At 70.4% G+C, this 16,312-nt stretch carries 16 protein-coding genes; 6 read left to right on the plus strand and 10 right to left on the minus strand.

Annotated features, from left to right (window positions below):
* Nucleotides 1–64: 64 nt before the first annotated feature.
* From R4P08_RS05095 to R4P08_RS05130, 8 genes are all read right to left on the minus strand, one after another.
* Nucleotides 65–835 carry a hypothetical protein gene (locus tag R4P08_RS05095; RefSeq protein WP_317812665.1) on the minus strand — a complete coding sequence of 257 codons (771 nt, stop codon included), beginning with the start codon at nucleotides 833–835 and terminating at the stop codon, nucleotides 65–67.
* Nucleotides 836–946: 111 nt separating this feature from the next.
* The gene (locus R4P08_RS05100) at nucleotides 947–2,236 is read right to left on the minus strand and encodes an acetyl-CoA hydrolase/transferase family protein (protein WP_317812666.1); all 1,290 of its coding nucleotides are present in this window, start codon (nucleotides 2,234–2,236) and stop codon (nucleotides 947–949) included.
* Between the two features lie 5 nt (nucleotides 2,237–2,241).
* Nucleotides 2,242–3,234, minus strand: a complete 993-nt coding sequence (locus R4P08_RS05105; RefSeq protein ID WP_317812667.1) for an LLM class F420-dependent oxidoreductase — start codon at nucleotides 3,232–3,234, stop codon at nucleotides 2,242–2,244.
* Between the two features lie 90 nt (nucleotides 3,235–3,324).
* Nucleotides 3,325–4,563 carry a glucose-1-phosphate adenylyltransferase family protein gene (locus R4P08_RS05110; protein ID WP_317812668.1) on the minus strand — a complete coding sequence of 413 codons (1,239 nt, stop codon included), beginning with the start codon at nucleotides 4,561–4,563 and terminating at the stop codon, nucleotides 3,325–3,327.
* A 22-nt stretch (nucleotides 4,564–4,585) separates the two neighbouring features.
* Nucleotides 4,586–5,473 (minus strand): ABC transporter ATP-binding protein, encoded by an 888-nt coding sequence (locus R4P08_RS05115; protein WP_317812669.1) that lies wholly within the window; start codon nucleotides 5,471–5,473, stop codon nucleotides 4,586–4,588.
* Between the two features lie 14 nt (nucleotides 5,474–5,487).
* On the minus strand, nucleotides 5,488–6,537 hold the full coding sequence (locus R4P08_RS05120) for an iron chelate uptake ABC transporter family permease subunit (protein WP_317812670.1): 1,050 nt from the start codon (nucleotides 6,535–6,537) through the stop codon (nucleotides 5,488–5,490).
* The gene (locus R4P08_RS05125) at nucleotides 6,530–7,552 is read right to left on the minus strand and encodes an ABC transporter permease (RefSeq protein ID WP_317812671.1); all 1,023 of its coding nucleotides are present in this window, start codon (nucleotides 7,550–7,552) and stop codon (nucleotides 6,530–6,532) included. The genes R4P08_RS05120 and R4P08_RS05125 overlap by 8 nt, the downstream gene beginning before the upstream one ends.
* Before the next feature lie 19 nt (nucleotides 7,553–7,571).
* Nucleotides 7,572–8,483 carry a siderophore ABC transporter substrate-binding protein gene (locus tag R4P08_RS05130; protein ID WP_317812672.1) on the minus strand — a complete coding sequence of 304 codons (912 nt, stop codon included), beginning with the start codon at nucleotides 8,481–8,483 and terminating at the stop codon, nucleotides 7,572–7,574.
* An 87-nt stretch (nucleotides 8,484–8,570) separates the two neighbouring features.
* On the opposite strand from R4P08_RS05130, the gene R4P08_RS05135 reads away from it, so the two are divergent.
* The 3 genes from R4P08_RS05135 (at nucleotide 8,571) to R4P08_RS05145 (ending at nucleotide 11,335) form a co-directional block, all read left to right on the plus strand.
* Entirely contained in the window at nucleotides 8,571–8,936 is a 366-nt protein-coding gene (locus R4P08_RS05135; protein WP_317812673.1) for a hypothetical protein, read from the plus strand.
* A 69-nt stretch (nucleotides 8,937–9,005) separates the two neighbouring features.
* The gene (locus R4P08_RS05140) at nucleotides 9,006–9,572 is read left to right on the plus strand and encodes a protein-L-isoaspartate O-methyltransferase (protein ID WP_317812674.1); all 567 of its coding nucleotides are present in this window, start codon (nucleotides 9,006–9,008) and stop codon (nucleotides 9,570–9,572) included.
* 65 nt (nucleotides 9,573–9,637) lie between these two features.
* Nucleotides 9,638–11,335 carry a fumarate hydratase gene (locus R4P08_RS05145; RefSeq protein ID WP_317812675.1) on the plus strand — a complete coding sequence of 566 codons (1,698 nt, stop codon included), beginning with the start codon at nucleotides 9,638–9,640 and terminating at the stop codon, nucleotides 11,333–11,335.
* Between the two features lie 107 nt (nucleotides 11,336–11,442).
* Here R4P08_RS05145 and R4P08_RS05150 read toward each other — a convergent pair whose 3' ends face one another.
* On the minus strand, nucleotides 11,443–11,922 hold the full coding sequence (locus R4P08_RS05150) for a VOC family protein (RefSeq protein ID WP_317812676.1): 480 nt from the start codon (nucleotides 11,920–11,922) through the stop codon (nucleotides 11,443–11,445).
* A gap of 133 nt (nucleotides 11,923–12,055) precedes the next feature.
* Here R4P08_RS05150 and R4P08_RS05155 point away from each other — a divergent pair, with 133 nt between their 5' ends.
* The 3 genes from R4P08_RS05155 to R4P08_RS05165 are packed head-to-tail and all read left to right on the plus strand — an operon-like array spanning nucleotide 12,056 to nucleotide 15,532.
* Nucleotides 12,056–12,607, plus strand: a complete 552-nt coding sequence (locus R4P08_RS05155) for a hypothetical protein (protein ID WP_317812677.1) — start codon at nucleotides 12,056–12,058, stop codon at nucleotides 12,605–12,607.
* Nucleotides 12,608–12,632: 25 nt separating this feature from the next.
* Nucleotides 12,633–14,216, plus strand: coding sequence for a cation:proton antiporter family protein (locus R4P08_RS05160; RefSeq protein WP_317812678.1), 1,584 nt, complete (start codon nucleotides 12,633–12,635; stop codon nucleotides 14,214–14,216).
* On the plus strand, nucleotides 14,213–15,532 hold the full coding sequence (locus tag R4P08_RS05165; RefSeq protein ID WP_317812679.1) for a multidrug effflux MFS transporter: 1,320 nt from the start codon (nucleotides 14,213–14,215) through the stop codon (nucleotides 15,530–15,532). Before R4P08_RS05160 ends, R4P08_RS05165 begins: the two co-directional genes overlap by 4 nt.
* Here R4P08_RS05165 and R4P08_RS05170 read toward each other — a convergent pair.
* The gene (locus R4P08_RS05170; RefSeq protein WP_317812680.1) at nucleotides 15,507–16,295 is read right to left on the minus strand and encodes a CPBP family intramembrane glutamic endopeptidase; all 789 of its coding nucleotides are present in this window, start codon (nucleotides 16,293–16,295) and stop codon (nucleotides 15,507–15,509) included. The genes R4P08_RS05165 and R4P08_RS05170 overlap by 26 nt on opposite strands.
* Nucleotides 16,296–16,312: the final 17 nt, after the last annotated feature.

Here is a 16,312-nt window from a genome sequence, read left to right on the forward strand (position 1 = left end):
CGTGGGAAGACGGCGGGCCCGTGGGATCATCTCCCACGGGCCCGCCGGTGTTGAACCGTCGTTTCTACTGCCGGGGCTCGTCGCGGTGCTCTCGGCCCAGCATCTTGTCGACGATGCCCGGCTCGCCGTCCGGGTGCCCGGCCGACCCGGCGTCATCAGCATGACGCCCCGTCGGGCTGTCTCCCACTGTCGAGCCGCCGATCCCGCGGTCCGGGCCCGAGTGGCTCTGGTCACCGGTGAGGCCGCCGCCGGACGTGCGCCGGTCGTCGCCCGCGGAACGGTCGTGGCCCGCGTGATCCCCGACCGCGCCTGCACCCGCCTCGCGACCTCCCTCGGGGACCGAATGGCGGCCACCCACGCCGCCGGCCACAGCGCTGCCGCCGCGCCCCGCGCCTTCGTGCCCCGCGCCACCGCGCCCCGCGCCACCGCGCCCCTCAACCCGGTGGTCATCCGCGGACGCGCCGCGATGGTCGTCGCGGCCGAGGTCGTCAGCCCGGTGCTTGGGGTCGAGCTTCTCCGCGTGCTGCTCCATCTCCCGTACGTCGCGGCGCTGCTCGTCGACCGCTGCGCGGTGCTGGTCCGCCTCGGCGCGCATCCGCTCGGCCTCCGCGGCCTTGGCCTTGGCCTCGTGCTCGGCAGCACCGGCGCGGTGTTCCTGCTCGCGGGCGACGGAGTGCTGCTTCTCCAACTGCTGCTCCCGCTCACGGGCGTCGCGCCGGAGCTCGGATGCCGCGGTCAGCTTCTTCCTGTTGCTGTTCCTGGCGGCCAGCGCGATGAGTGCGATGATCACGATCACCGCGATCACCCCGATGATGATCCAGATGATGGGGTCCACAGCTGCCTCCAAGGTCGGGGTTCACATACCACCGGGAACGTAACCCCCCTGTTCACACCCTGCCACCGGTCGGCGACGGATCGAGGGCGCAGTCACGCCGCCCCGGCCCCGCTATACGGACCGCTTCAACAGGCCCGCGTCGCGGGCCTGCCTGCTCAGGCGCTCGCGGTGGTCGGGGTGGGCGACGTCGATGAGGGCCGCGGCCCGCTGGGAGACCGACCTGCCCCTGAGGGCGGCGATGCCGAACTCGGTGACCACGTTCTCGATGATGTTCTTGTGCGTGGTCACGGGGCTGCCGGGCGTCAGCGAGAGCGTGATCCGGCTGATGCCCTTGGACGTCTGGGATGGCGTGACGATGAAGCCGTGGCCACCGGGCGAGAAGGTGCAGCCCCGCGCGAAGTCCGCCTGGCCACCGGCTCCCGACCAGTATCTGCCCGCGATGGTCTCCGAGGCGGCCTGGCCGTAGAGATCGACCTCGCTGGTCGCGTTGACGGAATAGAGGTTGTGCTCCTGGCCGATCACCCTGGGGTCGTTGACGATGTCCACCGGGAGCATGGCGACCGACGGGTTGTTGTGCAGCCAGTCCATGAGCTTCTGCGACCCCACCGCGAAGGTGGTCACGTGCTTGAACGGCCGGCCGGTCTTGCGTGAGCCGTCGATGACGCCCGCATCGACCAGGTTCATCACCCCGTCCGACAGTGCTTCGGTGTGGATCCCGAGGTTCTTGTGACCGGTCAGACGCGAGAGGAAGGCATCGGGGAGCTTGCCCACGCCCAGTTGCAGGCAGGCGCCGTCGGGGATCCGCTCGGCGATGACGTCGGCGATCGCGTTCTCGGTCGCCCCCGGCACCGGCGGGTCGACCGTGATCATCGGGGTGTCATTCCGGGTCACGCCGGCCACCTGGGAGATGTGGATGTGGTTACGCCCGAAGGTCCGCGGCATGTGTGCGTTGACCTCCACGAAGAACGGCACCTGTCCGATGAAGGACGCAACGTAGTCGGCGTTGGTGCCCATCGAGAAGAACCCGTGCTCGTCGATCTCCGACACCGTCGTGATCGCCAGACCGGGCGGGGTGAACTCACGCAGGGTCGCCGGGACCTGGGCGAAGTCGACGGGGACGAGGTCGCAGTGGCCGTCGTGGAAGTTCTTGCGCGAGCCGGGGCCCAGGAAGTAGTCGACGTGCCGCAGCTTGCCCGGGTACGCGCCCTCCATGAAGGGCAGCGACTCCCAGGGGTCCATGTGGTGGATCGTGACATCGTGGAGTCCCTCGGCCCCGGCGTCCAGTGCTCGCAGTAGCGCCGGGGGCGCGGCATTCTGGATGGGCGAGATGACGTGCATCCCCGGGGTGATGTGCTCGAGGACCGCCTCCGCGGGCAGTTCCCGGTACTCGGTGTTCCTCATCGCGCCTACGCCCCTGCCAGTGCGGGGATGACCTCGCGCTCGAAGAGGTCGAGCCCGGAGGTGTCGGTGGCGATCTCGGGGAAGTAGAAGATCCCGTACCCCATGCCCAGCCCCTCGAGCTCGGTGAGCTTCTCCACGATCTGCTCGGGCGTGCCCACCGCGGGCAGCCCGCGGTACGCGCCGAGCTGGCGGTCGGCCTCGTCCGCCCCGACATGGCGGGCCATACGGTCCCGGAGGAACGCCAGCCGGTCGGCGACCTCCTTCTGGTTCTCCCCGATCGCCACGTTGTAGTTCGCCGTCCGGGTGATCTCGGACGGGTCCCGGCCCACGTCGGCGCAGTGACCGGCGAGGACCTCGGACTTGTGGGCAAAGCCCTCGGGGCTGCCGTCGAAGTTGGTGTAGTCGGCATGGCGGGCGGCGATCCTCAGGGTCTTGCGTTCCCCGCCCCCGGCGATCCACAGCGGGATGCCCCCCTCCTGCAACGGGCGCGGCTGGGCGATCGCGCCGTCCACGTCGTAGTGCTCACCCTTCAGCGAGACGATGCCGTCCGCCCACGCCTCGAGCATGATCCGCACGCCCTCGTCGAGCATGGCCAGCCGGTCGCCCGCCGGGGGGAACCCGTAGCCGTAGGCGCGCCACTCGTGCTCGTACCAGCCGGCGCCGATCCCCATCTCCACGCGGCCGCCCGAGATGTGGTCGATGGTCGAGGCCATCTTGGCCAGCAGGGCGGGGTTGCGGTAGCCCAGGCAGGTGCACATCTGACCCAGGCGGACGCGGGAGGTCACCGCGCCGAGCGCGGACATCAGGCTCCATGCCTCGTGGGTGGCCTCGGTCGTGGTGAGCGGCGAGGTGTGCATGTGGTCGTACACCCACACCGACTCCCAGGGCCCGGCGTCGGCGCGGGTGGCCAGGTCGGAGATGACCGGCCAGTGGCGGGCTGGGGGGACGTCGACCAGATCGAGTCGCCATCCCTGGGGCAGGAAGAGTCCGAAGCGCATGGGGCCGAGCCTAGCGCCGTCCCGCCCGGTGTGAGGACGGTGCCAGCGCTGCGTTACCGCGGCCCCGCGGGCTGTTCGGACGTGCGCGGCTCAGACGCGCGGGTCCTCGTCGTCGCCCGGGTGGATCTCTCCCGCGGCCAGGGTGAAGCCCGACGGTCGTTCCCCCGACGACTCCTCGTCCCGCCCCAACAGCGCCACCCGCGCGGTGGTCTCCGTGGCGCCGGCCCGGGGCTCGCCGATACTGGCCTCGGCCGGGACGACGACTCCGGAGTCGACGACAGCGGTCTCGACCCTCGCCCCCGACCGCACCACCGCGCCGGGCAGTATCACGCTGTCCCGGACCAGTGCCCCCTGTTCGATCACGGCGCCGGGGCCGACCACGGAGTGCCGGATCTCCCCGTGGATCACTGCGCCGCGCCCGACCAGCGAGCCGGACACGACGGCCGCGGAGCCGGTTCTGGCCGGCCCGGTGTAGGACGATGCGGTGCGTAGTGGCCATCCGTCCACGTCGAGGCGATGGACCGGATCGTCACCGAGGAGATCCATGTGTCCGGCCCAGAACGAGGCGATGGTCCCGACGTCGCGCCAGTACCCCTCGTGCCGCCACTCCCGGGCGTGCCCGGCGCCGACCATCGCGGGCAGGATGTTGTCCCCGATGTCGCCGAGGTCGCCGGGCCCGCCGGCGGACGCCACGTCGTCCGCGGCCGCCTCCAGGTGACGGATGAGCGCGGCGGTGTTGAACACGAAGATCTCCGCGCAGATCAGGTCGCTCTCCGGCTCGTCCGGCTTGTACCGGTAGTCGACGACCGAGCCGTCCTCCGCCACGCGGACCACCCCGTAGCGGCCGGCGTCCTCCGGGGCGACCCGGGTGGTGACCATCGTGACCTCGGCGAATGACGCCAGGTGGTCGCGGATCACCTCGTCGTAGTCGAGCCGGTAGACGGCGTCGGCGCTCAGCACCACGGTGACCTGCGGCGCGGCCTCCCGGAGGGACTCGACCTGCTTCCACAGTGCGTCGGCGGTGCCCGTGTGGAACCCGTCCCGGTCGGTCCCCTGCGAGGGGTGGAGGACCAGCAGCCCGCCGTCCAGTCGGTCCAGATCCCAGGGTCGGCCGCTCCGCAGATGGGCCCCCAGCGAGACCGGGTGGAACTGCTGGACCACCCAGACGTCCCGCAGACCGGAGTTGGCGGCGTTGCTCAACACGAAGTCGATCAGCTTGTATCCCGCCCCGTACGGGACGGCCGGCTTCGCGCGCTCGCGGGTCAGGGCGCTGAGTCTCGAGCCCGCGCCGCCCGCCAGGACCACCGTGACGACGGAGAGTGGTGCCATCTCCTTCAGACTCCCCTCGGGGTCAGGCCGTGAAGAGGACCGTCCGGCGGTCGCTGACCGTCTGGTGGTCGGTCAACTCGTCCTCGCCGTCAAAGTACAGCGCCACGTACCGGCCGGCGACCTCAGCGACCTGCATCTCCATGTCGTAGACCAGCCGCAGGACCTCGGTCCGCATGATCTCGCCCGGGGTGCCGTCGGCCACGATCACGCCGTCCTTCATGGCGATGATCCGGTCGGAGTAGGCGGCGGCGATGTTGATGTCGTGGATCACCAGCACGATGGTCTTGCCCCGCTCCGCGGCGGTCCGGCGCAGCAGCCGCATGATCGAGGTGGCGTGCCGGAGGTCGAGGTTGTTGAGCGGCTCGTCGAGCAGGACGTAGTCCGTGTCCTGCGCCAGGACCATGGCGATGTGCGCGCGCTGGCGCTGACCGCCGGAGAGCTCGTCGAGATACCGGTCGGCAAAGCCCTCCAGCTCCATCGCCGCCATCGCGTAGTCGATGTGCTCGGCGTCCCCGGCGGTCGGTCGCCCGCCGTTGTGCGGGAACCTGCCGAACGCCACGAGCTCGCGAACCGTCAACCGGATGGAGACCGCGTTCTCCTGCCGGAGAACGGCGAGCCGTCGGGCCAACTCGCGACCACCATTGACGGACACGTCGACCCCGTCCACCCGGACCTGACCCGAATCCGCCTGCTGGAGTCGGCTCATCACCCCGAGGAGCGTCGACTTCCCGGCGCCGTTGGGACCGATCAGGGACGTCACGCCGCCCTGGGCGAAGCACGCCGTGACGTCGTGGAGGACGCGGGTGTCTCCGTAGGACGAGCACACGGCCTCCGCCTCGATACCGCACCCGGTCGACCATTCGAGCGCGCTGGTTCGGTCGCCACGGCGGCGGAACGGGAGAAGGGACATGAGTGCCTCTTTCTTCAGCGAGCGCGGTTGGTCAGGAGCAGGAACAGGAACAGCAGGCCACCGACGAACTCGATGACGATACTCAGCGCGGACTCGACGCCGAGGGCGCCGAGGACCATCTCTCCACCGGCGAGGGCGATCACGCCCAGCAGTGAGGCGACGGGCAGCGTGAAGCGGTGGAGGGTGGTGCCGAGCAGCGCATACGCCGCGTTCGCGACGATCAGCCCGAAGAACATCACCGGCCCGATCAGGGCCGTCGAGGCCGAGACGAGGAACGAGACCACCACCAGGACGACGATCGTCACCCGCCGGTGGTTCACGCCCAGTGCGACCGCCGGGTCACGGCCCAGCAGCATCACGTCCAGCCTGCGACCGAGCATCACGACCACGCCCAGACAGACGGCCACGATCAGCCCGCACGCCACGAGCACGTCCAGCTGGACACCTCGGAAGCTGGCGAACATGGCGTCCTGGACCCGCAGGTAGGCAGCCGGGTCGAGGAGCCGTTGGAAGAACGACGAGATCGAGCGGAAGAACACGCCGAACACCACGCCCACCAGCAGCAGCAGGTGGATGTCCGTCCGGCGTCCACCGAGCAGCCAGAGGTAGAGGGCGGTCGACGCCACCACCATGATCGCGGTCTGCCCGAGGAACCCGGAGAGCCCGCCGCTGATGAGGCCACCAGCGATCGCGTCGGGTCGGGGGACCATGAAGAACACGAGCATCGTCTGGATGAGCAGGTACAGGGAATCGAAGCCCATGAGCGCCGGCGTGAGGATCCGGTTCCCGGTGACGGTCTGGAACAGGACCGTCGACACGCCCACCGCCACCGACACCACGACGATCGCGACGGCATGCCGGGACAGCCGGTCGAGCGAGTAGGCCCACGCCTTGGAGCCGACGGTATCGGGAAGACCTGCCAGTACGAGTGCGGCCAGCGACGCGACCGCGACAGCCGCGCACACCAGGGTCACCAACCAGCGGCGTCTGCGGTCGGATTCCACGCGGGTCCGAGCCCGCGAGAGCCTCTTCGGCGGGGCGACGAGAATCGCGGTCTCACCCATTGCGCACCCCCCGCAGCATCATGGCCAGGAAGACGGCGCCGCCGATGATCCCCACCAGGGTTCCCACGGGGATCTCCCCCGCGCCCGGCGAGCCGCCGGCCAGGAGGCTCGGCAGGGACCGCCCGATCATGTCGCAGACCAGGACGGTGACCGCGCCGAGGAGCGCCACCAGGGGCAGGCCGCGCCGCGCGTCGTCGCCGACCAGCCGGGAGACCACGTTGGGGACCACGAGCCCGAGCAGCGGGAGTGCGCCCACGGTGACGACGACGACGGCCGCCACAGCGGCCACGATGGTCATGCCCAGGGCGACCACCGTGCGGTGATCCAGTCCGAGCCCGGTGGCCACGTCCTCCCCCAGCCCGGCCACGGTGAACCGGTCCGCCGTGATGTAGGCGAGCACCCCGAGCACGGCGACCAACCAGAGCATCTCGTACCGCCCGGCGAGGACCGCCGAGAAGTCGGCGAGCATCCACGTGTTGAGCATCTGGAGCAGGTCGCGGGACAACGCCAGGAACGTCGCCACCGCCCCCACCACGGAGCCGAGCATGATCCCGATGAGCGGGACGACGAAGGAGTCCGACACCGCCACACGCCGGATGCACGCGAGGAACAGCGCCGTGCCGGCGAGGGCGAACGCCATCGCGACGAGCATCTTCATGACGATCGGCGCTCCCGGCGCGAGGATCGCCACCACCACCAGGCCCAGCCCCGCGGACTCGACCGTTCCGGCGGTGGAGGGTTCGACGAAGCGGTTGCGGGTGAGCAACTGCATGAGCAGACCCGCGATCGCCAGGGAGGCCCCGGCGAGCGCGGCCGCCGCGGTCCGGGGCAGGCGCACCTCGACGAGGTAGACGCGGTGCGCCTCGGTGAGGCCGCCCGTCACGACGTCCCACACCGTGATGTCGGCAGCTCCCACGAAGACGCTCGCGAACAGCGCCACCACGAGCGCGGCCACGCCGAAAGCCGGCCAGGGCGCGATGCGCCGTGGCCGGCTGTCCAACGTGGTGGTCACCATGACCGGATACCCGTAGCCGTCAGGAGACGGCTGAGTCGATCTCGTCGATCATGGAGTCCAGGACCCCGAGGCCGCCGCCGATCAGGTACCAGTTCTGCCCGTTGAGCAGGTGGACCTTGCCGTTGGTGGCGGCGGCGGTGCGGTTGAAGACGGGGTTGTCCAGCAGCGCGGTGGCCGCCTCGCCCTCGGCGCCGATCGCGGCGTCGCGGTCGATCACGAAGACGTGATCGGGGTTGAGCTCGGCGATCTGCTCCCAGCTCAGCGGCGCGCCGTGGCTGCCCTCTGCCTCGACGTCGCCGGCGGACTTCATGCCGAGCTCGTTGAAGATGATGTCGAAACGGGTGCCGGGGCCGTAGGCGGTGACCTTGCCACCGGAGGTCATCAGGACGAGGGCCGTACCGGCACCCTCGGCCTTGGCGCGGGTCGCGGCCACCTTCTCGTCGATCTCGGCGAGCTCTTCCGTCGCCTTGTCCTGCGCACCGAACAGCGCGGCGATCTCCTCGACCTTGGCGCGGTTGGAGGCGACCGTGTCAGCGGTGTCGGGGTCACCGGCGATCACCTGGTCGGAGACCTTGGCGAACTCCGGCTCCATCGCCCGCGTGCGGCCGCCGAACAGGATGAGGTCGGGCCCGAGCTCGGCGATGACGTCCATCTTCGGCTCCTTGAGGCTGCCGACGTCGGTGTACTGGTCGCCCGCGTAGGTGTCGAGCGCGTCCGGGAACGTCCCCGTCTTGGGCAGGCCCACGACCCGGTCCTCGAGATCAAGTTCGTCGAGCGTGTCGGCTGCCGCGTGGCTCGTGAGGACGACCCGGGTGGGGCCTTCCGCCGCCGCGCCGGTGGACTCCGCGTCGGAGCTGCCGCACGCCGTGAGCGCGCCGCCGGCCAGAGCCAGGGCGGCTGCCGCGGCGACGATCTTGGGGAATCGGTTCACAATCTCTCCAGAGCTTGGTCGGTAGGTAAGCCTCACCTTAACGGCAGAGAATGCCCTCGAGCAAAATCGGGGTGCGACCGGGCTCACATGGCCGGACCCACACCCGCCGACCGGATGCGGCACGATCGCATCCGGCACACACTCGAGGGCATGGACTCCGAGCGCGAATACGACCAGGACACCGTCGGCGACTACGACGAGAACACCCTCGACGGCAGCGAGGGGCTCGACGCCGACGTCATCTCCACCGACGGGGAGGATCTCACCGTCGACCCACCCGAGAGCTGGAAGTCGGCCGAGGAACACCATTCCCTCGACTCCAAACTCGACGCCGAGCGACCGGACACCGGAGCCGAGGGCGTGCTGGAGCCCGGCGACGAGCGCGTCGAGCGCCATGATCAGATCGACGATCTCGACCCGGAGGGCGGGACCCGCGTCCTGGGCGAGGCCTAGCGAAACCCTCCCACCCGGCGGGAGAGGTTCCTCGCGCGGCGGGAGCGGACGGCGAGAGGAGGGGTGCCGATGTTCGCCGCCACCGTCCTCGCCGCGATGCGCGCGCAGGATCGTCGCCGCTTCCTCCCGCCCGAGGTCGCCGGCGAGCACCACAGGGATGCGCCCCTGCCCATCGGATTCGGGCAGACCAACTCCCAACCCTCCACGGTCGCGGCGATGCTGACCCTCCTGGAGACCTTCCCCGGGATGCGGGTCCTCGACGTGGGTTCCGGGAGCGGCTGGACGTCGGCCCTCCTCGGCGAACTCGGCGGACCGGAGTCGAGCGTCCATGCGGTCGAGTTGGTGCCGGAGCTGGTGGAGCGAGCACGAGCCGCCCTCACCCAGCCCTGGGTGCAGGTCCACCACGCTCGACCCGGCGTGCTCGGACTGCCCGAGCTCGGGCCCTTCGACCGGATCCTCGTCTCGGCGATGGCCCGCGAGTTGCCAGGAGACCTCATCGACCAGCTCGGCGACGGCGGGGTGATGGTCGCGCCCTGGCGGGACGTGATGCACCGGGTCCGGATCACCGACGGGGCGATGGAGATCACCGAACACGGGGGCTACCGCTTTGTCCCCCTACGCGACACCCGATTCTGACCTGCGCAATCAGGCGATTATCCTGGACGGAAGTTTTGCCCGCCTTCTCGATCCAGGAGCGTTCCATGCCCGAGTTCGTCTATGAGGATCTCCTCCCGGTCGGTGCGGACACCACCCAGTACCGTCTGCTGACCACCGAGGGCGTCTCCACGGTCGAGGGGCCGGACGGCACGTCCTTCCTGCGGGTGGAGCCCCATGCGATCCGCCTGCTCACCGAGACCGCGATGCACGACATCTCCCACTACCTCCGTAGTGACCACCTCGCGCAGGTCGCCAAGATCCTCGACGACCTCGAGGCCAGCGACAACGACAAGTTCGTGGCGCTGGATCTGCTCAAGAACGCCAACATCGCCGCCGGCGGGGTACTGCCGATGTGCCAGGACACGGGTACGGCCATCGTCAAGGGCGAGCGCGGCCAGCACGTCCTGACCCCCGGGCCCGACGAGGAGGCCGTCGCCCACGGCGTCTATGACGCTTTCACGCGCCTCAACCTGCGTTACTCCCAGAACGCTCCCCTCACCATGTGGGACGAGCGCAACACCGGGAACAACCTCCCGGCGCAGATCGAGATCGGGGCGGACACCACCCCCGGCCACGAGAACACCTACAAGTTCCTCTTCATGGCCAAGGGCGGCGGGTCCGCCAACAAGTCCTTCCTGTACCAGGAGACCAAGGCGATCCTCAATCCCGATCGGATGATGCAGTTCATCGAGGAGAAGATCCGCTCCATCGGCACCGCCGCGTGCCCGCCGTACCACCTGGCGATCGTCGTGGGCGGCACCTCAGCCGAGTTCGCGGTCAAGACCGCCAAGCTCGCCTCGGCGCACTACCTCGATGAACTCCCCCGCGAGGGGGCCATGACGGGCCGCGGCTTCCGCGACGTGGAGCTGGAGGAGAAGGTCTTCGAGCTGACCCAGAAGATCGGGATCGGCGCCCAGTTCGGCGGCAAGTACTTCTGCCACGACGTCCGCGTGGTGCGCCTGCCCCGCCACGGCGCCTCGCTGCCCGTGGCCATCGCCGTCTCCTGCTCGGCCGACCGCCAGGCCAAGGCCAAGATCACCCCGGAGGGGGTGTTCCTCGAGCAGCTCGAGTTCAACCCGGGCCGGTTCCTGCCCGCCACCACCGACGCCGAGCTCGACGCCGCGACCCACGGCGTGTCCGGGACCGGGAAGGGCGCCGCGGTGAAGATCGACCTCAACAAGCCGATGCCGGAGATCCTGGCCGAGCTGGGCAGGCACCCGGTCAAGACCCGCCTGTCGCTGACCGGGCCGCTGGTCGTGGCCCGAGACATCGCGCACTCCAAGATCAAGGAGCGGCTCGACGCCGGCGAGGAGATGCCGCAGTACCTCAAGGACCACCCCGTCTACTACGCCGGCCCGGCCAAGACCCCCGAGGGCATGCCGTCGGGTTCCTTCGGCCCCACCACCGCCGGCCGCATGGACTCCTACGTCGAGCAGTTCCAGGCGGCGGGCGGCTCCATGGTGATGCTCGCCAAGGGCAACCGCTCCAAGCAGGTCACCGACGCCTGCGCCACCCACGGTGGTTTCTACCTGGGCTCCATCGGCGGCCCGGCGGCGCGCCTGGCCCAGGACTGCATCAAGCACGTCGAGGTGATCGAGTACGAGGAACTCGGCATGGAGGCGGTCTGGAAGATCGACGTCGAGGACTTCCCTGCGTTCATCGTCGTCGACGACAAGGGCGAGGACTTCTTCGCCCACACCAGCGAGGTCACGCTGACGATCGGCAAGCGCCCCGGCCTGTAGACCGCTGGCTGTGAACCCGGCCCGTAGCCGGCGCCACCGGTCGCCGCCGGGGGTCGGGGGTTTGGGCGGGGGTCGGGGGTCCGGGCGGCGGCCGGGGGCCGGGGGCCTCAGTCTCCCCGGGCGGCCGCTTCCAGCGCCGCGATGTCGAGCTTGACCATGTCCATCATCGCGGCGAACGACCGGGCGGCCGCCTCCTCGTCGTCGCCCCGCCACAGCTCGTACAGTGACTCCGGCGCGACCTGCCAGCGCACCCCGTACCGGTCGATCAACCAGCCGCACTGGACCTCCTGTCCCCCGCCCGCCAGCAGGCCGTTCCAGTAGTGGTCGATCTCGGCCTGGTCCCTGCACCGGATCTCCAGCGAGAGAGCGTCGGTGTACTCGGGATCCGACCCGCCGTTGAGGGCGATGAACGTCCGCCCGTCGAGTTCGAACTCCACGGTCACCACGTCGCCCGCCTTGGGGCCCGGGGTGTCGACCGGGGTGGTGTCGACGGAGAGGACGCGGGAGTCGGGGAACACCGAGCAGTAGAACTCGGCGGCCTCCTCCGCCTCCCGGTTGAACCACAGGCAGGTGACGAATCTGGACACGGTGCTGCCTCCTCTGGCCGCCTGTCGGCGCCTGGATCCAGTGTTCACCCGCGGCAGCAGGTCAGGAAGGGGTCGTATGTTGCGATTCGGCGACAGGTTATGCCGACGTCGTCCGCGACTAGGATCCGGGATCATGCACCCGATCTCACGTCTGCGCTCCGCCGCCCCGGTCACTGTCGTCGCCGTCACCGCCGTCGTCGGCATCGGCCTCACCGCCTGTTCCCCGGGTGGCGAGGACACCGACGGCGGCGGCGCGGCGCAGGCCCCGACGTCGGAGGTGATGACGTCCGAGATGATGACGTCCGAGATGATGACGACGACGAGGTCGGCACCCGTCCCCGGGCCGGCCGACACCTCGGTCGACATCCCGGCGCCGGTCGCCGACCGCTGGGCCGAACTCGGAGGCGAGGAGGGTGAAATCGGCCGGGCGACGGGCCCCGCCCGGGAGGTAGCGGGCGGCTCGATCACCGATTTCGAGCGCGGGTCGATCGTCCTCACCCCGGCGGGGCGGGCCCTGGTGGTGCAGGGCGAGATCCTCGCGGCGTACCGGGAGGCCGGCGGACCAGCGGGTGAGCTGGGCTTCCCCACCGCGGACGAGGCCACCACCGACGGGGGCTGGATCTCCACCTTCGAGGGCGGGACCATCACGTTCCTCGACGGTCGCCCGGTCGTCGAGGTCGGCTGACCCGCCGCGCCGACCGGGAGATCTGATGGATACCGTCGCCATCTACCTCGTCGTGGTGTTCGCCTGCGGGTTCATGGCCCGCCTGCTGCGCCTGCCCACCCTGATCGGGTACCTCACCGCCGGGTTCATCCTGCACACCCCCGGTATCGAGTCCCTACCCGTGGTCGACACGCTCGCCGACCTCGGCGTGACCATCCTGTTGTTCACCATCGGGCTCAAGCTCGACCTCCGGATGCTCCTCCGCCGCGAGGTCCTGGTGACCACGGCGGCCAACCTGGTCGCGCTGGTGGGTCTGACCGCCGGTTTCCTCGGTGTGCTCGCAACCGTCGGGGTGCGGTTGCTCGCCGACGCGGACTGGCAGGTCCTGGCCCTCCTGGGATTCGCGCTCTCGTTCTCCAGCACCGTCTTCGTCATCCAGGTGCTCGACGAGCGGTCGGACGCCAGCACCCTCTACGGCCGGGTGGCGATCGGCGTCCTGGTGCTGCAGGACGTCGTGGCGGTGGCGTTCCTCACCGCGATCAAGGGGGTTCCCCCCAGCCCGTGGGCGCTGGCCCTGCCCCTGCTCCTGCCCGGCGTGTGGCTGATACGCCGGTTGTGGCACCGGCTGGGACACGGCGAACTGCAGACCCTCTTCGGGATCATGATGGCCCTCGTGCCCGGGTACTGGCTGTTCGAGGCGGTGGGGATCAAGGGTGACTTCGGGGCGATGGTGGTGGGGATCCTCCTCGCCTCCCACCCGCGTGCGGTCGAGCTCTCCCGCACCCTGTTCGGGCTCCGGGAACTGCTCCTGGTGGGGTTCTTCGTCTCGATCGGTCTGCACGTCACCCCGACCTTCGAGACCGTCCTGCTCGGCCTGCTCCTGGTGGCGCTGCTCCCCCTCGAGGGTGCGCTGTTCACGCTGGCCCTGGCGGCGTTCGGGCTCCGCAAACGCACGTCGATCCTCGCGGGCCTGGCGTTGGCCAACTTCTCCGAGTTCGGGTTGATCGTGATCGCGGCCGGAGTCGAGGCGGACCTAGTCAGCGAGGACTGGCTGGTGGTGGTCTCCGTCGCGGTGGCCGCGAGTTTCGTGGTGTCGACCCTGGTCAACCGCCGCGGGTCCGGGCTCGTCACGCGACTGTCGGGATTCGTCCCGACCCTGGGCGAGAGACGGACCCATCCCGAGGACGCCCCGATCGACCTCGAGCACGCCCGGGTGTTGGTGCTGGGGGTGGGGAGGGTGGGCCGGGCGGTGCGCGATCGCCTGGTCGACGAGTACGGTTTGTCGGTCATCGGGGTGGAGAACGATCCGCTCAAGGTCAGCGCTCTCCGCGCGCAGGGGGTCCGGGTGCTCGAGGGCGACGCGACCGATGCCGACTTCTGGGACCGCTGCACCAACGACGACGAGGTGGAGATCATCGTGCTGGCCATGCCGTTCCACGGCTCGAACCTGATCGCACTCGAACAGGTGGACGAGCGCGACTTCGAGGGGACGATCGCGGTGGTCGCCCAGTACGACGACGAGCGGGACGAACTCATCCGCCTGGGCGCGGACGTGGCGTTCCACATCTATGAGGGCACCGGGGTCGGACTGGCGGACAGCGCCGCCGAGGCCGCCGGGGTCGGGCGGTGACCGGACCGGGCGAGCCGTTGCACCGCGACGTCGAGGGCACGGGGCACCCGACGGGCACCGGGCGCGCACCGGATCCCGGGCACCCGACGGGCACTGTGCCCGCGACCATGCTCACGGCCCTGGCCCTCGCCGGGGCGATCGGGCCGTTCGCCACCGACACCTACCTGCCGGCGCTCCCGCTGATCACCGGCGAGTTCGGGGTCTCCGCCTCGGCCGCCCAGCTCACGCTGACCGCGTTCATGGTGGCGCTGGCGGCGGGTCAGCTCGTGATCGGTCCCCTCTCGGACCGGATGGGTCGGCGCACCCTGCTCATCCTCGGCTCGGTCGGGACCGCGCTCGCGGCCGTGGTGTGCGCGCTGGCCCCGTCGATCTGGGTCCTCGTGATCGGCCGGGTGGCCCAGGGGTTCTTCGGGGCCGCCGGGATCGTGATCAGCAAGGCGGTGGTGGTGGACGTCGGCCGCGGGGCCGGGGTCGCCAAGGCGTTCGCGACCCTCATGGCCATCCAGTCCGTGGCGCCGGTGCTCGCCCCGCTCATCGGCGGCGCCGTGGTTCCGTTCGGCGGGTGGCGCGGCGTGTTCTGGCTGCTGGCCGGACTGTCGGTGCTCACCGCCATCGGGATCGTCGCCGCGGTGCCCGAGTCACTGCAGACCGACTCCCGTCGGACCGGCGGGATCCTGTCGAGCCTGGCCGACATGCGGGTCGTGGCCACCCACGGACCGTTTGTCGCCCGGGTCTCGGCGTTCGTGTTCACCTTCGGGGTGCTCTTCGCCTACATCTCGGCCAGCCCGTTCATCTACCAGGACATGATCGGGCTCTCGCCCACCGCGTTCTCGGTGGCGTTCACCGTCAACGCCCTCGGCATCCTCGTCTCGAATCTCGCCGGCGCCCGCCTGGTGGGCAGGTTCGCCCCGGAGAAGATCCTGCGCACCGGGGTCGCGGGAATGGTCACCGCGATCGGCTACCTCGTCGTCGTCGTGGTCCTGTCCCCCACCGGCACCCTGAGCCTGGCGCCGGTCACCGTCGGGTTCATCCTGTTGACCCTGTCAATCGGTCTGGTCCTGCCATGCGCGGCGGCGTTGTCCATGCAGGCGACCCGGGGCCATTCGGGGTCCGGCTCGGCGCTGCTCGGCGCCGCGCAGTTCAGCCTGGCCGCGCTGGTCTCTCCGCTGACCGGACTCGCCGGCCCCCGGTCCGCCGTGCCGATGCTCGTGGTGATGAGCGTCAGCGCCACGCTGGTCGTGGTGGCGGTGTGGGCGGTGTTCAGCCGGCCCGTCACCAGGGAGCGAGTGGTCAGCCGGCCAGGGCGCGCCACGTGAGAGCGGCGGCCAGCGCACCGACAGCGTTGAACGCCCAGTGCAGTCCGATCGGCGCCAGCAGGCTGCGGCTGTGGCGGCGGATCCAGATGAACCCGGCGCCCGCCACCGAGGTCGCCGCGACGGCCAGGGCGATCCCGGCGAGCTGACCGCGGGTTCCCGTGCCCAGCAGGTCCGCCAGACCGGCGTTGCCGGCCGTCAGCCCGAACGAGGAGGTGACGTGCCACAGCCCGAACGCGAGCGACCCCACCCAGAAGACGCCGGTGGGGCCGACGACCCGCTCGAGCGCCCCCTGCAGGACCCCGCGGAACGCGAGCTCCTCGGGGAGCACGGTCATCAGCGGGATCAGCACCAGCGCCGAAAACAGCGTCAGGCGGAGGTCGGAGTAACGGTCGGAGAGGAAGAACGGGCTGGTCGCGGGGATCAGGCACCCGGCGGTCACCACGGTGGCCACCGTGACCGTCGCGGCGAGGCCGTACGCCAGCCCGCGGGGCATGTCGCAGGCGGAGAGTCCCAGTTCCGACCACCGCATCCCGCGCAGCTTGACCACCACGACCAGCGCGACCACCGCCAGCGGCACGATCCATTCGCGATGGGGAAGGCCCGCGAGATTGGCGGTGAGGTTGATCCCCACCAGCACGGCCAGGACCCCGACGACCCCCACCATCCCGCGGATCCGGTGGCCGCCGGACTGCAGGGGCGACTGCGACGACATCAGCCCGACGATACCGGCCAGGTCGGCCCCGCCGCGGGTATCGTGACGCACACGACCGACCCTAGGTG

The sequence above is a fragment of the Rhodococcus sp. IEGM 1408 genome (genome assembly GCF_033142235.1).
In the GTDB taxonomy this organism is placed as follows: Bacteria; Actinomycetota; Actinomycetes; order Mycobacteriales; family Mycobacteriaceae; genus Dietzia.

Excerpts from the sequence above, each read along its gene's own strand:
- R4P08_RS05140 (WP_317812674.1), top strand. The coding sequence starts at position 9,006 with ATGTTCGCCGCCACCGTCCTCGCCGCGATGCGCGCGCAGGATCGTCGC.
- R4P08_RS05120 (WP_317812670.1), bottom strand. The coding sequence starts at position 6,537 with ATGGGTGAGACCGCGATTCTCGTCGCCCCGCCGAAGAGGCTCTCGCGG.
- R4P08_RS05105 (WP_317812667.1), bottom strand. The coding sequence starts at position 3,234 with ATGCGCTTCGGACTCTTCCTGCCCCAGGGATGGCGACTCGATCTGGTC.
- R4P08_RS05135 (WP_317812673.1), top strand. The coding sequence starts at position 8,571 with ATGGCCGGACCCACACCCGCCGACCGGATGCGGCACGATCGCATCCGG.
- R4P08_RS05160 (WP_317812678.1), top strand. The coding sequence starts at position 12,633 with ATGGATACCGTCGCCATCTACCTCGTCGTGGTGTTCGCCTGCGGGTTC.
- R4P08_RS05100 (WP_317812666.1), bottom strand. The coding sequence starts at position 2,236 with ATGAGGAACACCGAGTACCGGGAACTGCCCGCGGAGGCGGTCCTCGAG.
- R4P08_RS05125 (WP_317812671.1), bottom strand. The coding sequence starts at position 7,552 with ATGGTGACCACCACGTTGGACAGCCGGCCACGGCGCATCGCGCCCTGG.
- R4P08_RS05115 (WP_317812669.1), bottom strand. The coding sequence starts at position 5,473 with ATGTCCCTTCTCCCGTTCCGCCGCCGTGGCGACCGAACCAGCGCGCTC.
- R4P08_RS05155 (WP_317812677.1), top strand. The coding sequence starts at position 12,056 with ATGCACCCGATCTCACGTCTGCGCTCCGCCGCCCCGGTCACTGTCGTC.
- R4P08_RS05110 (WP_317812668.1), bottom strand. The coding sequence starts at position 4,563 with ATGGCACCACTCTCCGTCGTCACGGTGGTCCTGGCGGGCGGCGCGGGC.
- R4P08_RS05145 (WP_317812675.1), top strand. The coding sequence starts at position 9,638 with ATGCCCGAGTTCGTCTATGAGGATCTCCTCCCGGTCGGTGCGGACACC.